Source organism: Streptomyces sp. NPDC127106 (assembly GCF_042677605.1).
Taxonomy (GTDB): domain Bacteria; phylum Actinomycetota; class Actinomycetes; order Streptomycetales; family Streptomycetaceae; genus Streptomyces.
Window position 1 is genome coordinate 175,813 of record NZ_JBHXTC010000003.1, and the last position, 16,949, is coordinate 192,761.

At 73.9% G+C, this 16,949-nt stretch carries 12 protein-coding genes; 2 read left to right on the forward strand and 10 right to left on the reverse strand.

Annotation, left to right across the window (positions count from 1 at the left end):
- Nucleotides 1-41 precede the first annotated feature (41 nt).
- From sbnB to ACFVGY_RS05315, 6 genes are all read right to left on the reverse strand, one after another.
- Nucleotides 42-1,076 (reverse strand): 2,3-diaminopropionate biosynthesis protein SbnB, encoded by a 1,035-nt coding sequence (sbnB, locus tag ACFVGY_RS05290; RefSeq protein ID WP_385671273.1) that lies wholly within the window; start codon nt 1,074-1,076, stop codon nt 42-44.
- A gap of 134 nt (nt 1,077-1,210) precedes the next feature.
- Nucleotides 1,211-4,219: a BTAD domain-containing putative transcriptional regulator gene (locus ACFVGY_RS05295; protein WP_385671276.1), complete on the reverse strand. Its 3,009-nt coding sequence runs from the start codon at nt 4,217-4,219 to the stop codon at nt 1,211-1,213.
- Nucleotides 4,220-4,478: 259 nt separating this feature from the next.
- On the reverse strand, nt 4,479-6,239 hold the full coding sequence (locus ACFVGY_RS05300) for an ABC transporter ATP-binding protein (protein ID WP_385671279.1): 1,761 nt from the start codon (nt 6,237-6,239) through the stop codon (nt 4,479-4,481).
- A gap of 244 nt (nt 6,240-6,483) precedes the next feature.
- Nucleotides 6,484-6,807 (reverse strand): hypothetical protein, encoded by a 324-nt coding sequence (locus ACFVGY_RS05305; protein WP_385671281.1) that lies wholly within the window; start codon nt 6,805-6,807, stop codon nt 6,484-6,486.
- Nucleotides 6,808-7,062: 255 nt separating this feature from the next.
- Nucleotides 7,063-7,269, reverse strand: coding sequence for a DUF397 domain-containing protein (locus ACFVGY_RS05310; RefSeq protein WP_385671284.1), 207 nt, complete (start codon nt 7,267-7,269; stop codon nt 7,063-7,065).
- Nucleotides 7,266-8,093 carry a Scr1 family TA system antitoxin-like transcriptional regulator gene (locus tag ACFVGY_RS05315; RefSeq protein WP_385671287.1) on the reverse strand — a complete coding sequence of 276 codons (828 nt, stop codon included), beginning with the start codon at nt 8,091-8,093 and terminating at the stop codon, nt 7,266-7,268. The genes ACFVGY_RS05310 and ACFVGY_RS05315 overlap by 4 nt, the downstream gene beginning before the upstream one ends.
- A gap of 112 nt (nt 8,094-8,205) precedes the next feature.
- On the opposite strand from ACFVGY_RS05315, the gene ACFVGY_RS05320 reads away from it, so the two are divergent.
- Nucleotides 8,206-8,433, forward strand: a complete 228-nt coding sequence (locus tag ACFVGY_RS05320; protein ID WP_385671290.1) for a hypothetical protein — start codon at nt 8,206-8,208, stop codon at nt 8,431-8,433.
- Nucleotides 8,430-8,765, forward strand: a complete 336-nt coding sequence (locus ACFVGY_RS05325) for a hypothetical protein (RefSeq protein WP_385671293.1) — start codon at nt 8,430-8,432, stop codon at nt 8,763-8,765. The genes ACFVGY_RS05320 and ACFVGY_RS05325 overlap by 4 nt, the downstream gene beginning before the upstream one ends.
- A 92-nt stretch (nt 8,766-8,857) precedes the next feature.
- On the opposite strand, the gene ACFVGY_RS05330 is transcribed toward ACFVGY_RS05325, so the two are convergent.
- From ACFVGY_RS05330 to ACFVGY_RS05345, 4 genes are read right to left on the reverse strand one after another with little or no spacing between them, the layout of a single operon-like run.
- Entirely contained in the window at nt 8,858-10,105 is a 1,248-nt protein-coding gene (locus ACFVGY_RS05330) for a TIGR02679 family protein (RefSeq protein ID WP_385671296.1), read from the reverse strand.
- Nucleotides 10,096-14,232, reverse strand: coding sequence for a TIGR02680 family protein (locus tag ACFVGY_RS05335; RefSeq protein ID WP_385671299.1), 4,137 nt, complete (start codon nt 14,230-14,232; stop codon nt 10,096-10,098). The genes ACFVGY_RS05330 and ACFVGY_RS05335 overlap by 10 nt, the downstream gene beginning before the upstream one ends.
- A complete protein-coding gene (locus tag ACFVGY_RS05340; protein ID WP_385671302.1) occupies nt 14,229-15,467 on the reverse strand; it encodes a TIGR02678 family protein in 1,239 nt (412 codons plus the stop codon). The genes ACFVGY_RS05335 and ACFVGY_RS05340 overlap by 4 nt, the downstream gene beginning before the upstream one ends.
- Nucleotides 15,464-16,879: a TIGR02677 family protein gene (locus tag ACFVGY_RS05345; RefSeq protein ID WP_385671304.1), complete on the reverse strand. Its 1,416-nt coding sequence runs from the start codon at nt 16,877-16,879 to the stop codon at nt 15,464-15,466. The genes ACFVGY_RS05340 and ACFVGY_RS05345 overlap by 4 nt, the downstream gene beginning before the upstream one ends.
- Between the last annotated feature and the right edge of the window lie 70 nt (nt 16,880-16,949).

Consider the following 16,949-nt stretch of genomic DNA (forward strand, 5'->3'; position numbering starts at 1 on the left):
GACGCAGGCGGACGCAGGCGAAGGCAGCGAAGGCGGGCGGTTCAGCCGTAGCGGCGCATGTCGTGGAAGAAGTCCTCGACGACGGGCAGTCGGCCCTCGGCGCGGAGGGTGTCGTAGACGTGCCGGCCGACGGCGAGGTCGAGGACGCCCAGGCCGAACGGCGAGAAGAACACCGGCCGGTCGTCGGGGACGGCGAGGGTGCCGACCAGCACGTCGTACAGCGTCCCGTCGAGGAAGTCGCGGCCGCCGGTGAGCTGTTCGGCGAGGTGGGGGGAGGTGTCGGCCTTCAGGCAGTGCTCGATGTCGTCGACGACGTTGAAGCCGGTCAGGAGCACCTCCGGGGACAGGTCGCGCAGGGAGACGTGCAGGACCAGCGGGTTGTGGGAGAACCAGTCGGGGTCGGTGACGTGCGGGGTGGCCGCGACGGTCGCGAAGACCACGAGGTCGCTGGAGCGGATCAGCTTCTCGGCGCTGTCGTGGACGGTGACGGGGGCCGCCTCGCCCGCCCGGTCCAGGTAGCCGGCGAAGCCGGCCGCGTGTTCGGCGGACAGGTCGTGCACGCCGATCCCGTCGAACTCCCAGCCGGTCCCGGCGAGGTACTGGTGGATGTAGCGGGCGATCAGGCCGACGCCGACGAAGCCGATCCGGCGGGGGCGACGGCCGCGCGGGCTGAGCCGGTCGGCGGCGAGCGCCGCGGAGGCGGCGGTGCGCGCCGCGCTGATGATCGAGGATTCCAGGCAGGCGAGCGGATATCCGGTCGCGGGGTCGTTGAGGATCAGTACCGCGGAGGCACGCGGAATGCCCGCCGCCACATTGTCCGGAAAGCTGGAAATCCACTTCAGCCCGTCGACCGGTGCCGGTCCCCCGATCGAAGCCGGCAGCGCGATGATGCGCGCCGTCGGCCGGTCGGGGAAACGCAGGAAATAGGAGGGCGGATTGACGGTGTCGCCCTCCCCGTGCACCCGGTATGCGGATTCGATCAATCCCACCACTTCGGGTGCACGGCCGTCGAGGACTTCGTGCACCTGGACGCCGGGGATGACGGCGAAGGAAGGCGCGCCGGCCGTACGTGACATCGCGGACTCCACAACTCGGCAGTTTTCTCGTCTGCGATGACGCTAGGCACGGGTCTTATCGGCGGGTTATTGATCGGCTACGCGCCGCGCCGCGGGACGGCCGGAATACACACTCCCGTCGGAACCCGGCAGGCTCACACGCCCCCGCCGGGGCCCGCCGGTCTGTCTTCCCCGGGTGGTCGCCCGGGCAGTCCCTCCAGGGCGGAGCGGGCCTTCTCCTCCCAGGGCGGGGAGCCGATCCGCTCGAAGATCCCGAGCGCGCGCACCAGGTGCGTCCGGCCCTCCTCCGCCCGGCCCGCGGCGGTATGGGCCTCGCCGAGGGCGAGCCGGATCTGGCCCTCGATCATGGGGCTGCGGGTGCGCAGGGCGTGGTCGAGGGCCTCCAGGAAGGTCCGTTCGGCCGCGTCGGCCGCGCCCGCCGCCTGCCGGGTCCGGCCGAGGCCCAGCAGCGCGTACGACAGGCCGAGCAGGTCGGACTTGTCCCGGACGATCCCGACGACGCGGTGGAACTCGGCCTCGGCCTCCTCCAGCCGGCCCAGGGCGAGCTGGGCGCTGGCGAGCTCGTGCAGGGCCAGGGCGAGGCTGCGGGCGTCCCCCTCGATGCTGGTGCAGACGCGGACGGCGTCCCGGCTGAGCTCCACGGCCTGCTCCAGGTGGCCCTCGTCGCGGGCGAACTGGGCCATGAGGTTGAGGACGTACGCCTCGGAGGAGCGGTCGCGGGCCGCCCGGAACACCGGGAGGGCCTCCCGGAGCCGGGCGGTGCCGCGCCCGTACTCGCCGCGGATCCGGTCGATGAAGGCGAGGTTGCTCAGCACCAGCGCCCGCCCGAGCCCGTCCTCCGCCTGCGCGTACAGGTCGAGGGAGCGCTCCAGCCGGGCCGCGGCCTCGGGCAGCCTGCGCAGCCGCAGGTCGACGGTGCCGAGCTGCTGCTCCATGGCGGCCTGTCCGCGTACGTTGCCGGCGGCGCGGGCCGCGGCGTGGGCGTACTCGCTGCACATCCGCCAGTCCTCCATGTAGTTGCGGGACTCGAAGAGCACCTCCATGGACATGACCAGGTCCCAGGCGAGGTCGGACATGCCCATCGCGGAGGCCTGCGCGACGACCGCGACGAGCGACAGCCGCTCGGCCTCGTACCACTCCAGGGGGGCGGCGAGCAGTTCCTCCAGCAGGACCGGGTCGATGGCGCGGCGGGGCACGTCGCTGTGCACGATGCCGTAGTCGCCGCCGTACTCGCGGCGGTGCGCCTGCTCGGCGATGGTCAGGCAGGTGCGGAAGACCCGGTCGCAGGCGGCGGTCCGGTCCCCGTCGGCCTCCTCGGCGCGGGCCAGCTCGTCGGCGTACAGCCGCATCAGGTTCTGGAAGCGGTAGCGCAGCTGGCCGGTGGCGTCGACGCCGACGACCTCCAGGAACTGGGCGTCCACGAGGTGCTCTATCAGCCGTTCGGCGTCCAGGACGTCGAGGTCCGTCAGCGCGGCGCCCACCCAGGCGGTGAAGTCGGGTACGCCGAGCAGTCCCAGGTAGCGGTAGAGCCGGGCGGCGTCCTTGTGCAGGTAGCGGTAGCTGAGCGCGAAGCTGGCCCGCACCTGGGACTCGCCCTGGCTGAGTTCGTCGAGGCGGCGCCGCTCGTCGCTGAGGCGGGCGACCAGGTGGCGTACCGACCAGTGCGGCTTGGAGGCCAGCCGGGCGGCGGCGATGCGCAGGGCGAGCGGCAACCGGTCGCACAGGTCGACCAGGCGCAGCGCCTCCTGCGGGGCGGCGGCGACGCGGGCCTCGCCGACGATCCGCCCGAGGAGTTCGACGGCCCGGTCCTCGGGCAGCAGGCCGAGGTGGACCCGGGCCGACTGGGGCCAGGTGATGAGCTGTTCCAGTTGTTCGCGGCTGGTGACGAGGACGGTGCAGCCGCCGCTGCCCGGCAGCAGGGGCCTGATCTGCGCGAAGGTCCGGACGTTGTCGAGGACGAGCAGGACCCGGCGGTCGGCGAGCACGCTGCGGTAGAGGGCGGTCAGGTCCTCCAGCCGGTTGGGGACGTCGTCGCTCTCCACCCCGAGGGAGCGCAGGAAGCGGCCCAGTATGTCGCTGGCGGCGGTGGGGGCGTGGTGCTCGTCGTAGCCGCGCAGGTCGGCGAAGAGCCGTCCGTCCGGGAACCGTTCGGCGACCCGGTGGGCCCAGCGGACGGCGAGGCCGGTCTTGCCGACGCCCGCGACGCCGGTGATCAGGCCGACGGTGGGGGCGGTGTGCCCGCCCTGGCTGCGGGCGTCCACCAGGGAGTCCAGGGCCGCCAGCTCCTCGTCCCGGCCGGCGAACCCGGGCACGTCCGGGGGGAGTTCGGAGGGCACGATGGCGCCGCGGCCGCCCGCGGGGTCGCCGGTGCCGGGGCCGCCGCCGTCGTCGCCGCGGCCGGCCGGGGCGGGTACGGCCGGGGTGAGGGCCGGGTCGTCCCGCAGGATCGCGTCGTGCAGCTCCTGCAGTTCGGGCCCCGGTTCCATGCCGAGCTCGTCGATGAACAGCCGCCGCGTCTCCCGGAAGGTCTCCATGGCCTCGGCGCGCCGACCGGAGCGGTACTGGGCGAGCATGAGGTGCCGGCGGGCCCGCTCCCGCAGCGGGTGCTCCCGTACGGTCGCGGCCAGTTCGGGCAGGAGCAGCTGGTGCTCGCCGAGTTCGAGCTGTACGTCGGTCAGGGCCTCGTAGGTGTTGAGGCGGATCTCCTCCCAGCGGGCCGCCTCGTCCTCCACGAGCTGCCCGGAGACCCCGGCCAGCGCCGGTCCGCGCCAGAGCCCGAGCGCGTCGGCGTAGGCGCGGGCCGCCTCGCGGAGGCGCTGCTCGCGCAGGGCGGTCTCGGCCGCGGAGACGAGGTCGGTGAAGGTGAGGGCGTCCAGTTCGTGCCCGTCGATGCGCAGCAGGTACCCGGGGTGCGAGGTGACGATGGTCTCGTCGGCCACCCCCTCGGCCTTCAGCGCTTTGCGCAGGGCGGCGATGACGATGGCGACCTGGGTGCGGGCGGTGGCGGGCGGACGTCCGTTCCACACCACATCGACCAGGGTGTCCACCGGAACGATCCGCCCCGGACTGAGGAGCAGAAGGGCCAGAATCGTACGTTGCCGGGCACCCCCTACCGGAACTGTCCGCTCCCCCGCAGTGGCCATAAGTGGCCCAAGAATTCTGAAGCTGATTCGCTCGCCCAATGGATCCTCCCCCTGTCACCGACCGGGCTCAGCAGCTTGATCACCCTACCGGTCCGGGGTTCGGTGAACAGGGTTGGGACGTATGCCGTTCGGCCTGCACACACCCATGACCGAAACCTGATCGAGGACCAACGGATTGGCTGGAATTCGCCCCTCGCACGTGACGCCGGAACCAATGGACCCGGCCGGCCCACCCCGCCCCGCTGGCCGGTCGGCTTCCTCAACGGCAACCGCTGACGCCGGTCCCGGCACCCAGCATCTGGGTCGTGGCCAGCCGGCGGTACAGGGCGTCCCCCTCCAGCAGTTCCTCGTGCGTGCCCGCGGCCCGGACCCGTCCGTCCTCCAGCACCAGGATCCGGCGGGCGCCCGTCACCGTGGACAGCCGGTGGGCGACGACCAGGACGGTCGTGGACCGGGCCACGTCCGCGATGACCTCCCGCAGCTCGCCCTCGGTGACCGCGTCGAGCTGCGAGGTGGCCTCGTCGAGGAGCAGCAGCCGCGGCCGGCGCAGCAGGGCGCGGGCGATGGCGATCCGCTGCCGCTGGCCCCCGGACAGGGCCGTGCCGCGGTGGCCGACCTCCGTGTCCAGGCCCTGCGGCAGGCTCTCGACCAGCCCGGTCAGGCGTACCTGCTCCAGTACGCGGTCCAGGTCGGCGGGGGTCGCCCCGGGGACGGCGAACGTCAGGTTGTCGCGCAGGGTGCCGGCCAGCACCGGTGCGTCCTGCTCGACGTACCCGATGGTCCGGCGCAGCACGACCGGGTCCAGGTCGCGCAGCTCCCGGCCGTCGATGCGGGCGCTGCCGCCGGCTATGTCGTGGAAGCGCTCCAGCAGCGCGAACAGGGTGCTCTTGCCGGCCCCGGAGGGCCCGACGACGGCCGTGAGCCCGCCCGCGGGAACCTCGAACGTGGCACCGTCCAGCACGGCCGGCCCGTCCTCGCGGTACCGGAAGACGACGTCCCGGAAGGAGACCGAGGCCGGGAGCCCCGCCACCTGCGGGCCGTCCGGCTGCTCCCGCGGCGCCGGTTCGGGATCGAGCTCCAGCACCTCGTGGATGCGCCGCACGGCGGCGGTGCCCACCTGGAGGCCGCTGATCCCGCTCACCAGCTGCCCCACCGGGCCCACCAGGTAGAAGAGGTACAGCAGGAACCCGATCAGGGAGGCGACGCTCATCTCCCCGGCGGCGACGCGCGCCCCGCCCAGCCCGAGCACCGTCAGGAAGCCCAGCTGCACGACGAGCCCACTGGCCGTACCGGCCACCGCGCCCCAGCGCGCCGCCCGTACCCCCGCCCCCCACGCACCGGACGCCGCCGCCTCCAGGGCATCGCTCTCGCGCCGCTCGGCACCGGACGCCTTGACCGTGCGGATCGCCCCGAGCAGCCGCTCCAGGCCCGCGCCGAGTGCCCCGAGGGCCTCCTGCGCCTCCTGGGCGGCCCGGCCGATCCGCGGCACCACCACCGCGGTGCAGCCGCCGATGACGGCCACGACACCGAGCACCGCGAGGAACAGCACCACGTCGAGCCAGGCCATCAGCGCGAGCATGCCGACCAGCGTGACGGACCCGATGAGCGTGTCGACGAGGTTGTTGGTGGCCGCCTCGCGCAGCAGCGTGGTGTCCGCGGTCACCCGGGAAATGAGGTCCCCCGGCGGCCGCCGGTCCAGGTCCGCGACCCGCAGCCGCGGCAGCCGGGCGACGAGCCGCCGCCGCGCCCCGAGCACCACCCCCTCAGCGGCCCGCTCGACGGTGTACATCCCGAACGCGGCGGCCACGGTCCCGCCGACGATCAGCGCCCCGAGCACCACCAGGAGCCGCATGACCGGCTCCCCGGCCCCCAAGGCCTCGACGAACGCCTTGGCCACGAGCGGCTGCACGAGCCCGGCAACCCCACCGAGCGCACTGAGGCCGGCCCCCACGACCAAGGGCGTGCGATACGGACGGGCATGGCCGAGCAGGGACCGGAAGGCCGGGGTCGTCATCGTCATGGCTCCTGGGGGTGCGGTCGGTGGTACGGGTGTGATGCGCTCAGGACGTCCGCAACCCGGTGAGGATCTCCGGTCGCCCAGGGGAAGGGACGCCGTCCCCCGGCCCGAAGGATGAGCGGCACCGCGACCGATCCGGCGAAGCCCGGAGCGTCTCGGCCCGCTGCGGCGACGAGCGGCCCGCAGTCCGAGCACCGGGCGTCCGGGTCATGTCTGCGCACGGCGCGCTCGCATCCGTCACAGGTGATCAGGGGCGCGGGACGCGGCGGGGGCGGCGGAGCGGAAGGCAGCGGAGGCGGCAGCAGGGCCGCCAGGCGGTGTTCGAGGAACCGCGGCGGTGGTGGATGGGCACCGGCTCGGGCGGCAGGTTCGCGGTGAGCGTGCGGGTGATCTGCGCCGGGTTCGCCGAGCGCGCCGACCTCGCCTCGACGGCAGGCACCAGACGCTGCACGTCTCGGACGGCGAGCATCAGGCGCGGGTCGACGAGCCGTAAACGGCCGAGGAGTTCGGCCGCGGGCTCGGTGGCGGGGGTGGCGGTGCCGCGGCTCCCTGCACGGGTACGTCCCCGCACGCTTTCGGCTGCGGCGCGGGGCGGACGCCTTCGCGGTGACGGAGGCGAGATGGTTGCCGACCACTGTGAACCGGTCGGTGTGACGGTGGCGTACGTGGATCACCCCGGAGCGGGATGCGTCGTCGGGCGGGCCACGACGCCTCCATCACTCCATCGAGTGGCGAAGGGAGTTGGCGCCTCAGGTTTGGCCGGGAGGGGCTCACCCGCCTTAGAAGGACGCCACGCGGCACCTGGTCGTGGAAACCCGCGCCCCCGTCACCACCGCTGGCGCAGGTGCCCCACGAACGCGGCCCACGCCCGCTCACCGACGAGCACAACGGGGCCGGCAGGATCCTTGCTGTCCCGGACGGGCACGGCTCCGGGAACGCCGTCAGCGATCTCGACGCAGTCGCCACCACCACCGTCGCTGTACGTGCTCTTCCGCCAGGACGCGCCGGCCAGGTCTATCGGTACGCCACTCACGATGCGAACTCCTTCATCGCCTTCTGGATCAAGGCTACTGACGCTTCGGGCGACAACCCCTGGGCATGCACAAGATCGTATCGATACGAGTGGTGCGCCACCACGGCCCGATCCTCGACAAGTACACCAGCATGGCCCGCTTCCAGGTACGCCACGTCTGGGTCACTCTCGAACGACAACACCGTCAGGGATCCGCCCATCGCCGAGTGGCCGCCTGCGGCGAAGGGCAGCACCTGGATCTCCACACACGGCGCGGTCGCCGCGTCGATCACTCGGGCCAGTTGCTCCCGCATCACGGTGGCACCACCGACGGGTCGGCGGATCACTGACTCGTCGAGCACGACCCACAGCAACGGCGGTTGCTTGCGTCGGAGTAGGAGCTGCCGCTCCATGCGAGCCGCCACCATCTCCTCAACCTCTTCCACCGTGCACCAGGGCTGGCCGAGGCGAAGCAGTTCCCGGGCGTACGCCTCGGTCTGGAGCAGCCCCGGCACGCTGTGCGCCATGTACTTGTGCATGGCGTTCGCCCTGGCCTCGTACTCCATGAACTTCCGAGCCCAGTCGGGATACGGCGTCCGCTTGATGTGGCCCCACAGGTCGACCAGGTCGCCGTCCGCCCCCAGCAGGACGTCCAACTTGGCGTTGACGTCCTCGGGTGGGACCTCCTTGCCCAGTTCGAACTGCGCGATGCGACTGTGCGCAATGGGGATCTTGCCGCCCAGCTGGCGCTGCGTGAGGCCGGCCCGCGTCCGAAGTTTGCGGAGTTTCACCCCGTACAGGGCGGGCAGCGAGGCCGACGCGTCGAGTTCCTTCGGTGCGGGCACTGGCGACTCCGTTTACGTTCAGCCACTCCGAAAACCGTTACCCCTGGTGAGCGTAGCGCTACGCATCCATGCTCGTCGGTGGAAGCGGTCAACGACGAGGAGGAGCGCGGGCATGGGGTCGGCCAGATACGGGAGCGTGGTGGAGAAGACCAGGGCGGCGGAGGCGGCGCGGGACGCATTGCGCGAGGCGCTGGCGGCGGTGGACGTCGTCCTGCCGTCGCTCGGGGTGGATCCGGTGTCGCTGACGAGCGAGTACCTCGCGCCGCTGGTGGAGTTGGGGTGCTGCCGGGCGGACGTGGCGCAGAAGCTGGCGGCGGCGCTGCGGAACGGCGCCCTGTGAGCGGGGGGCCGCCGGAGCCGGAGGAGCGCGCCGCTGCGCGGCGCGCAGTGCTGCTGGCCGAGCTCCGCGAACACGATCGACGGAGCGCTGCCGGACCGGCCGCGGCCTGGTGGTCCGCGCGGCGCGTGGAGGTCACGGCCGACGGCGTTCAGCGCGGCGACCTGATCACCGTCGGCGGGGCCCCGCTCCGGGTGGTGGACGCGCGGGAGCTGCAAGGGGGCCGGAAGCGGCTGGAGTTCGAGAACGGCAACGTCTACGTCCTCCAGCCGCGGACGTCCCTCACCGTGGTGCGGGAGCAGGGCGGCGGCGAACCCGCCGGCGTCCGAACCTGAACGCCAGTGAGATGTCTGCGACCCGCACCGTGGTGATCTCTTCGCGCGTGACCGTGCGAGCAGCGGCGCGGCCGGCCAGCGGCCGCGTGCCGTCACCCGAGGTCGGACAGCAACGCGGGGAGGACCCTCTCCTCCTCGACCCGGATGCCGAGTTCCGCCAGGGCGTCGGACAGTTCCAAGTCCCAGGGGGCCTCGGCCGGGCGGCCGGTGAGGGGCGGGCCCGCCGGACCCGTAAGGCATGCAGCCCGGTAGTCGGCAGCCGTGAAGCGCCACGGCCGCCAGGGGACGCTGCGCAGCAGAACGGAGGCGATGCGCAGCCCGCCCCAGTCGAAGTCACCGTGGTAGTGGACCGTTGCGCCGCCCTCGTGAAGGTGGCGCAGGAGGGCGAGGGCGGCGGCCGACGGCTGGCCCTGCAGACAGACCAAGGGCGCACAGTCCTGCCCGTGGGCGTCGGCCGCCGCCGCGAGCACCGCCGGATTCTCACACACGTGCACGGCTTCGGCGTGGGGGGCAGGAGGGCTTCGGACGAGCTGCCGCAAGGTCAGGACGGCGGGTTCGCCCGCGTCGGCCAGCCAGTCCAGGGCAGGGGTGCCCCGGAGGTTCAGGGCGAGGACGGTGGAGGACAGTTCGTCGCGCAGCAGACCCGCCGACGCCCAGGCGTCCCGTCGCCACGCTGCCCCGGTCCCGTCGGGGAATCCGGTCAGCGCGCGGATGCCGGACAGCGCGACGGTGGCGAGCGCGGTGCCGTCGTCCAGCGCGTGGGAGCCGTCCAGGACGCGGGCTGCGAAGGCGGGCAACGAAACCGGTGGTTCGGCGGGCAGGGCCCGCAGGACGGTCGCGGCCCGGTCGAGCAGGATCCGGGCGGCGGCCGGGGTCCCTGCCAGGCGCCGTACCAGGCCGTCCCCGCGTAGGCGGACGGCCCACGCCTTGAGGGGCGGACGTTCCTCGGCCAGCTCGTCGATCGGGGCGTACGCTTCCTGCCAGGCGGCTTCCTCGGCCAGGCGGGCGGGTCCGAGGAGGGTGATCGGTCCGGTGAGCGCGGTGATCGCCGCGGCGAGACCGTCGGGGCTGATGCCCGACCGGCGCAGCACGGAGTCCACCACTTCCAGGCGCACCGTCAGGGAACGGCCGTCCCCGGGGGCGCGGCCGAGCAGCCGTTCGGCCGCGCGCCGCTGGTCCGGAGTGGGCCGGGCCAGGGTGACGGCGCCGGTGAGCGGCTGTTCGGCCGCCAGGCGCCGGCGTGTCCGCTCCACGAGCCAGGCGAGCTCGGGGACCCCGAGCAGGCGGTGTAGCCGTACCGCGTCGACCGGCGCCGGTCCGGTGCCGGCGGTCAGCTCCACAGCGGCTCCCGGCTGCCGGGCACGGTCGGACCGGCCCCTGAAGCATCCCGGACCGGCTCCTCGCGGCGCACCCGGCGCATGCCGTCCCACTCCCACCGCGTGACCAGTACGGCCGCCACGTCGTCGATCCGGGACAGCTGGGCGATGGCGATGCCGGGCACCTGGGGGTAGCAGGCCCATTCCCGTTCGCTGGTCATCACCACGTCCAGGTCGAAGGCGTGCAGCAGGCCCAGGCACTTGGCGCGCGAGTCGTCGTCCACACCGGCGAACGCCTCGTCCAGGGTGACCAGGCGCGGTGCGTACGGGCTGCCCGCGCTCGCGTAGTGCGCGGAGGCGGCCGCGAACAGCGGCACGGACACCGCGAGGACGCGCTCACCGCCGGAGGCGGGGCCGGTGGCGGGCACCCAGCGGCCCTGCTGGTGGCGTTCGACGCCGAACTCGTGCCAGCTGCGGTAGTCGAGTGCGGCGGTGAGGTGCTCCATCCAGCTGCCCGAGGTGTCGTCGATCTGCTGGCGGGCGATCTGCGCCTGGAGGAACTCGCCCACCGCCGAACGGTCCTCGGGACTCCAGGCGTCGGCGGACTGGCGCAGCCGCTCGCGGGCCTGCGCCAGTCCGGCGGGGGCCTTGCGGGAGGCCCGCCAGACCAGCCGCAGTTTCATGCCGGTGGAGGTGGGGCGGTCTTCCAGCTCGGCGTTCATGTCCCGGACCTGCCGTTCGGCCGCACCGATGAGTTCCTGGAGGGTACCCGCCACCTCGGTGACCAGGTGGGTCTCCAGGATCTCGCGTTCGTGGGCGGACAGGATGCGGACGAGCTCACCGACCTCGGCGGTGAGTGCCCCGGCCAGTTCGGGTACGGCCCGCTCCCTCCCCTGGTACACGATGTCGACGACCATGCCGTCCTCCACCATGCGTGCGGTGGCGGTGTGTCCGTGCCGGGACAGGGCGTCCTGGAGGATCTTCAGCTCCTCGCCCAGCCGTCGCTGTGCCCGCTCCCAGGCACCTTCCGAATCGTCGACGGCCGTCAAGCCGGCCTCGATGGCCCGGGCGAGGGCGATGGCGGGGGTCGCGGCCCACGGGCCGTCGTCCGCGACCGGCACCGTCAGGTCGGGCAGGGCGACCGTGATGAGGCCGGTGGCGGTGAACCGCTGGAGTCCCGCGATGGCTCCTGCCCGGGCCGCGGCAGCGTCGGTCAGCCCCTTCTCCAGCTGCTCGATGCGGCCCTCGGCCTTCCCGGCCTCCCGGTCGGCCGCTGCATGGCGCTGCCGCGTGGCCTTCTGGTCGGCCAGGCACTGTCGCAGGGCTTCGGCGGTCTCGGTGAGCCGGCGCTGGAGTTCGGCGACGGCCGCGCCGACGGTCGAGCGGAGCGTACGGTGCCGCTCGTCTGCGGCGGCCGCCTCACGCCAGGCGTCCTCGGCACGCCGGGCGAGTTCGGTGGCGCGCTCCCCCGCACGCGTTGCCTCGCTCTGTTCGTCCTCCACCTGGCGGGCGGCCTCGGCCCGTTCCCGCAGCGCGGGCCACAGGGCGGCCAGGGCCACGGCGAGAGCACCGTGCGCAGCGCGTACGGCGGCCAGGCCGGTCCGGTCGGCGGGCAGGCCCAGATCGGCGGCGGTTCCGGTGAGTTCCGCCGTGGCCAGCTCGGCCTGCTCGGCCGCCTCGGCCAGGCCGGCGGCCCTTTCCTCGCGTCGGAGCCGGGCCGCGCGTACCGCCTCGGCGGCGGCGGTGACCCGGGCGTGGGCCCGGACCAGCGGGCCCTCGTCGGGCAGGCCGGCCAGCTCGGCGTCGAGGGTCCGGCGGCGCGCGGCCACCGTCTCCGCCTGGATCCCGGCTTCCTCGGACTGCTGCTGGAGCAGGCCGAGTTCGGCCCTCAGGGCGGCCATGCGGGCCCGCCGGGCGGCTTCCCGCGCGCCCTCGCCGACGTACTCGGCGGCCGGCTTGGTCCAGCGCCCCGTCAGCACGCCCACGCGGAACCGTCCGTCGACCGCCACCCAGGTTCCGGAGCCGCTCCCCTCCCCCAGCCCAACGGCTGCGAGCAGGCGGGCCGCGGTGTCCTCGCCCACCGCCGCGGCCTGGGCGTCGCCCCCGTCCACGGCGGGGCGCAGCAGCTCGCCGAGCCCGCGTCCGGGCGCCGGCGCGGTGCCCGGCGACAGGAGCACGTCGTATCCGTCCGCGGCGAGTGCGGTGCCGTCCGGCAGGACCCACGCGTCCAGCAGCCCCGAAGCCTCCAAGGCGGCCTCCAGTCCGGCCCGGTCCTCCGCCGGCAGCCCGTCGCGGAAGTCCACCAGCCGCCACAGCGGCGCGCCGGGAAGGTGCTCCCGATGGCCCGTCGTGCGGGTGTGCGCAGGCGCGGGGGCACGGCGGCCGCCCGCCTCCAGCGTGCTGAGCTCCCCCCGGATCTCACCGGTACGCGCGATCAGGTCAGCCAGCCGCCGGGCCGCTTCGGCCGCGAGCCCGGCCAGCCGCGCCGAAGCCTCGCCGTGCGCCCGGGCGGCGTGGCCGCGGGCCGGGTGGGGACCGTCGCAGTGCCGGGTCCACTCCTGGAGTTCGTCGAGCAGGCCCGCGAGGTCGGGGCAGGGCAGTTCGGTCCAGGCGCGAGCGCTCTCCCGTACGTCGTCCAGCAGGGCCTGCCCGGCGGCAGCGGCGGCTTCCTCCGCCCGGCCGAGCGCCTCGGTGGACCGGTCGTGGTCGGTGTCCGCCTCGTCCAGGCGGACGGCTGCCTGGCGCCGTCGTTCGGCCGCGCGCTCGGCAGCCTCGGCGAGGTCCTCCGCGTGGGCGAGGGCACGGCGGCCCCGGTCCATCGCCTGCTCGGCCGCCCGCCGCAGCTCCGTTTCGGGAAGCGGGCCGTCACCGGGCAGTTCGATCCGGGCGGCGTCCGTCGCCTCCCGCACCGTCCGGAAGGTGTCCTCGGCGAGCAGCCCGGCCGTACGCAGCCGGTTCTCGGCGGCACCGAGCCGGTCCAGCGCCCTGGTGCGGTGGCGGTCGGCCTGCTCCTGGTCGTCGCGGGCCCGGTCCCGGGCCCGGGCCGTCCGGTCCGCCGCGTGCGCCGCCTGCTCCAGTTCCCTGGCGTCGCGCATCTCCGGGCCCTCGCGCAGGGCGGCGTCCTGGGCCTGTAGCCGGGCCTGGGTCTCCTCCAGCACGGCGATGCGTTCCTCGGCGGCCGCTCGTTCCCCTTCGGCCCGGCCCCGCTGCTCCTGGGCGGCGGCGAGGTCCCGCTGGAGGTGTTCGTAGCGGGAGTGCTCGGCGCGCGGGAGGCGGGCGCGGCGCCGCGTGGCGATGCGCGCGTACCGGCGGTAGTGGTCCAGGAAGCCGGAGGCCGCCCGCTCGGCGGCGGAGGCGGCTGCCAGCTCCTCCTTCTCCTCGTCCAGGGAGCGGAAGGCCTCGGCCACATCGGCGATGACCGCCTGGTCCACGGGCGGCAGGGCCTCGGTCAGCGCCCGGGAAAGGGCCGCCTCGTTGGGGCGTTTGGACAGCTGCGGCTGGCGCAGCTGGATGAGCAGGTCGACCAGGGCGCCGTAGCGCTGCTCCCCCAGCCCGAACAGTGCCTCGTCGACCGCCCGGCGGTAGGCCTTGGCCTGGTCGTACACCATGCCGTGGCCGGCGACGGCCTCGGCCAACCGGTCGCGGGACAGCGCTGTGCCGGTGGCGTCGAGCAGGCTGAGCGATGCCGCGGCGGGGGCTCCCCGGCCGTGGTCGATGCGCTGGCCGTGGTCGATGCGCTGGCCGGTGAGTGCGTACCAGTGGCGTGCGATGCCGCGCCCGCTCACGGCCTTGAGACCGCACAGCAGGGTGCGGAAGTGCGGTGCTCCGCCGGCTTCGTCGAGCCTGCCGAACTCGATCCAGGTGTAACCGAGACGCTCGGAGTGAGGATGCTCGCCGCCGAGGAGGAGGTTCCACTCCATTCGCTTGCCGGGGTCCCCGTCGGGTTCCACACGACGGGAGCTGAGGTCTCCGTCGAGCAGGAACGGCAGGGTCAGGGCCAGCACTTTGGACTTGCCGGTGCCGTTGTTCCCGCGCAGCAGCAGCCGACCGTCCCGGAAGTGGAACTCCTCGACGTCGTAGTGGAACAGGTCGACCAGGCCGATGCGCAGGGGCTGCCAGCGGGATCGCTCGGGAACGGGGAGGCGGGTCACGGAAGGCTGGCCTTTCGCTGTGCCGGCATGCGGGCGGGCGTGGGTTCGATGACGACGGTCGGGCCGACCGCGTACCGGGCGAGAGCGGGGCGCGGCGCCACCCCGCCGTCCGTCCGGGAGACCAGTCCGAGAGCGGTCAGCCGGGCGACGGCCTGCTCGGCGAGCTCTGCCTCCATACCCGGCTCCCGGGCGGACTTGGCCCAGAATCCGCCGTGCTCGGCAGCCAGTTCCCGGACCCGGGCCGCCAGCTCACCCACGCCGACCGGGCCGTCTGCAGCGGCGAGGTACTCGGCGAGCAGCAGCGTCACATGACCGTACGTGCCCTGCTCGGGCATCCGGAGGTCCGTGAGGTCGTCGTCCGGGTCGACCATCGCGATGCCTTCGGCCCGCACCTCCGGAACGAGTCCGGTCAGCTCGGTGATGCGGGCGGTGAGGAAGCCGCGCTGCCGTGTGAGGTACGCGAGTTCGACGTCGTCGAGTTCGTCGTAGTAGAGGACCGGGTCGTCGAGCAGCCGTCGGGTCAGCATGCGCCGCATCGCCCGGAACCGCAGCTCGTCGCTGTCGAGGGCGGTCTCCGCGACGAGTTCGGCGAGCCGGCCCTCCAGGGATTCCGCGTCGACGGTGGAAGGTCCGCGCCGGGCGGCGAGCAGACCGGCCAGTACCCGCCGTTCCACGTCGTACAGCACGTCGCCCGCCCCGCTCACGTACGCCTCCTCGTCACCGGCGACGCGCCGCAGCACACCGAGGCTGAGCAGGAGCCGTACGACGGCGGCCAGGTCGAGGCGCTCGTCGCGCCGGTCGAGGGTGAACTCGACGCCCGCGGCGATCAGGTGGGGGTCGGCGGCATCGAGGACGACCTGGTCGGCGAGGCGGCCGAGCGCGATCTGGGCCTCACCGCGTTCCAGGGCGGCGAGGGCGAGGCAGAGCAGCACGTACCGGCGCCGGGTGAAGGGGGCGGCCGCGCGGGTCGCCTCGCGCGCCGGGTGGGTGGGGTCGGTCAGCGTGCCGGGAACCTTCCGCAGCCGGGCCGCCTCGGCATCGGCATGGAGCGTCCATCCGGTGTTCCGGTCGAACCATTCGCGCAGTTCGGAGGCGTGCCTGCGGACGAGCCGGAACTCGTCGGCGTGACTGCCACGGGCGAGCAGCAGCGGCTGCTTCAGCAGCGCGCGGGCCGCCTTGCGCAGATCGGCGGCGTGCTGCCCGTCGAGCACCTCCGCGAGCTGCTGACCGCTCACAGCTCCCCCTCCCCGTCCGTCAGGTCGACGATCTCGATGAGGTGGTCGGGTCCGCGGAAGACACCGCCGGGTGTCCGTACCTCAGCGGTGGTCCCGTCGGCCAGGCTGCTGAGCCGGATCTCCATGGAGCCGTCGTTGCTGGTGGCCACGGTGTGCCGCATGCCCGGCCGCCAGGTGGCCAGCGCGTCGCCGAGCAGCTGGAGGAACAGTCCGAACGCGATCGGGTCGAGCTCGCCGAGCCCGGACAACCGCGTGGTCCCGCCGGTGCCGAGCCGGGCGCGGGCGGCGGCGGTCTCGGCGCGCTGCTTGGCGGCGACTTCGGCGAGCTGCCGCCGCCGTTCCTCCCGGTCCTCGACCTTGCGCGGCTTGCCGCGCCGCTCGTAGCTGCCGGTCCGCCGCAGCTGGGGGCTGATCCGCAGCGGCTCCGCCCCCGCCCACGGCGTACCGGCGGGGACCGGCCGCGCGGCCCGCGCGGCGAGGGTGTCGGCGTCGACGGTGAGGTGCCGCGCGGGGTAGAGGCCGAAGGCGGTCCGCCACAGCCGGTGCCGGGAGTCGTCGTCGGGCGCCTCGGCGAACCAGCGGGCGAGGGTGCGGAAGTCCGTCGACCGGTCGGACCGGCCGGCCCGGCGTTCGTTCAGCGCCCGTACGACGGCCAGCAGCTGGGGAATCGCCCCGAGGGCCCGCCCGCGCAGCAGCCGGGCCTGCGATTCGCGGCCGTCCCTGCTGATGAACCACGCCGCAAGCCCGGCCCACCGCCCCGACCAACGCTCAAGGGCGTCCCGTTCGGCCTGCGGAGTCTCCTCGGGCGCGGCATCGGCGGCCTCGCGCGCGGCGGCCGCCCGCAGCAGGCCCTCGATCAGGCCGCCCTCCTCCAGCTCCACGATCAGCCGGGCGATCCGCCCGCCGAGGGTGATCAGGTCCTGGATGAAGCGTTCGAGGTACTGGATGAGCCGGTCCTTGTAGGCGAGGAAGACCTCTTCCTCCACCTCGTGGAGATCGATGGTGCGCTGGAGCGACCCCATGAAGGCCCGGGCGTTGTCGGCCAGTGCGCCGAACCGGCTGGCCAGCGCATCGAGCGCCAGGTGCGCCTTGGCCGGATCGGGCTCGTCCTCGGCGGCGAGCACCAGCAGGGCCCGCAGGTGGGTGACGATGTCGTGCAGGGCCACGGCCTGCAGCGCACCACGCCGCCCGAGCGCCTCGTCGTACGCGCCGAGCGCTTCCTCGGCCGCCTCCCCCGCCTGGGTGAGCTGGTAGATGAACCGCTTCCGGTAGAAGTCCTCGACGGCGGTGACCCGCGCGGTGTCCGGGTCGGCCCGCAGGTTCCCCCACCCGACGAGGCTGTCCAGCGCCTTGACCACGGCGTCCGGCCCCCCCGGGCCCCCCCCCGCCGGTAGCGCGGCGGACACCTCCACGGGGCGCCGAAGAACGGCGCACCAGTCGCTTAATAACCACTGACGCTGCCGACGACCAATCCAGTGTAGA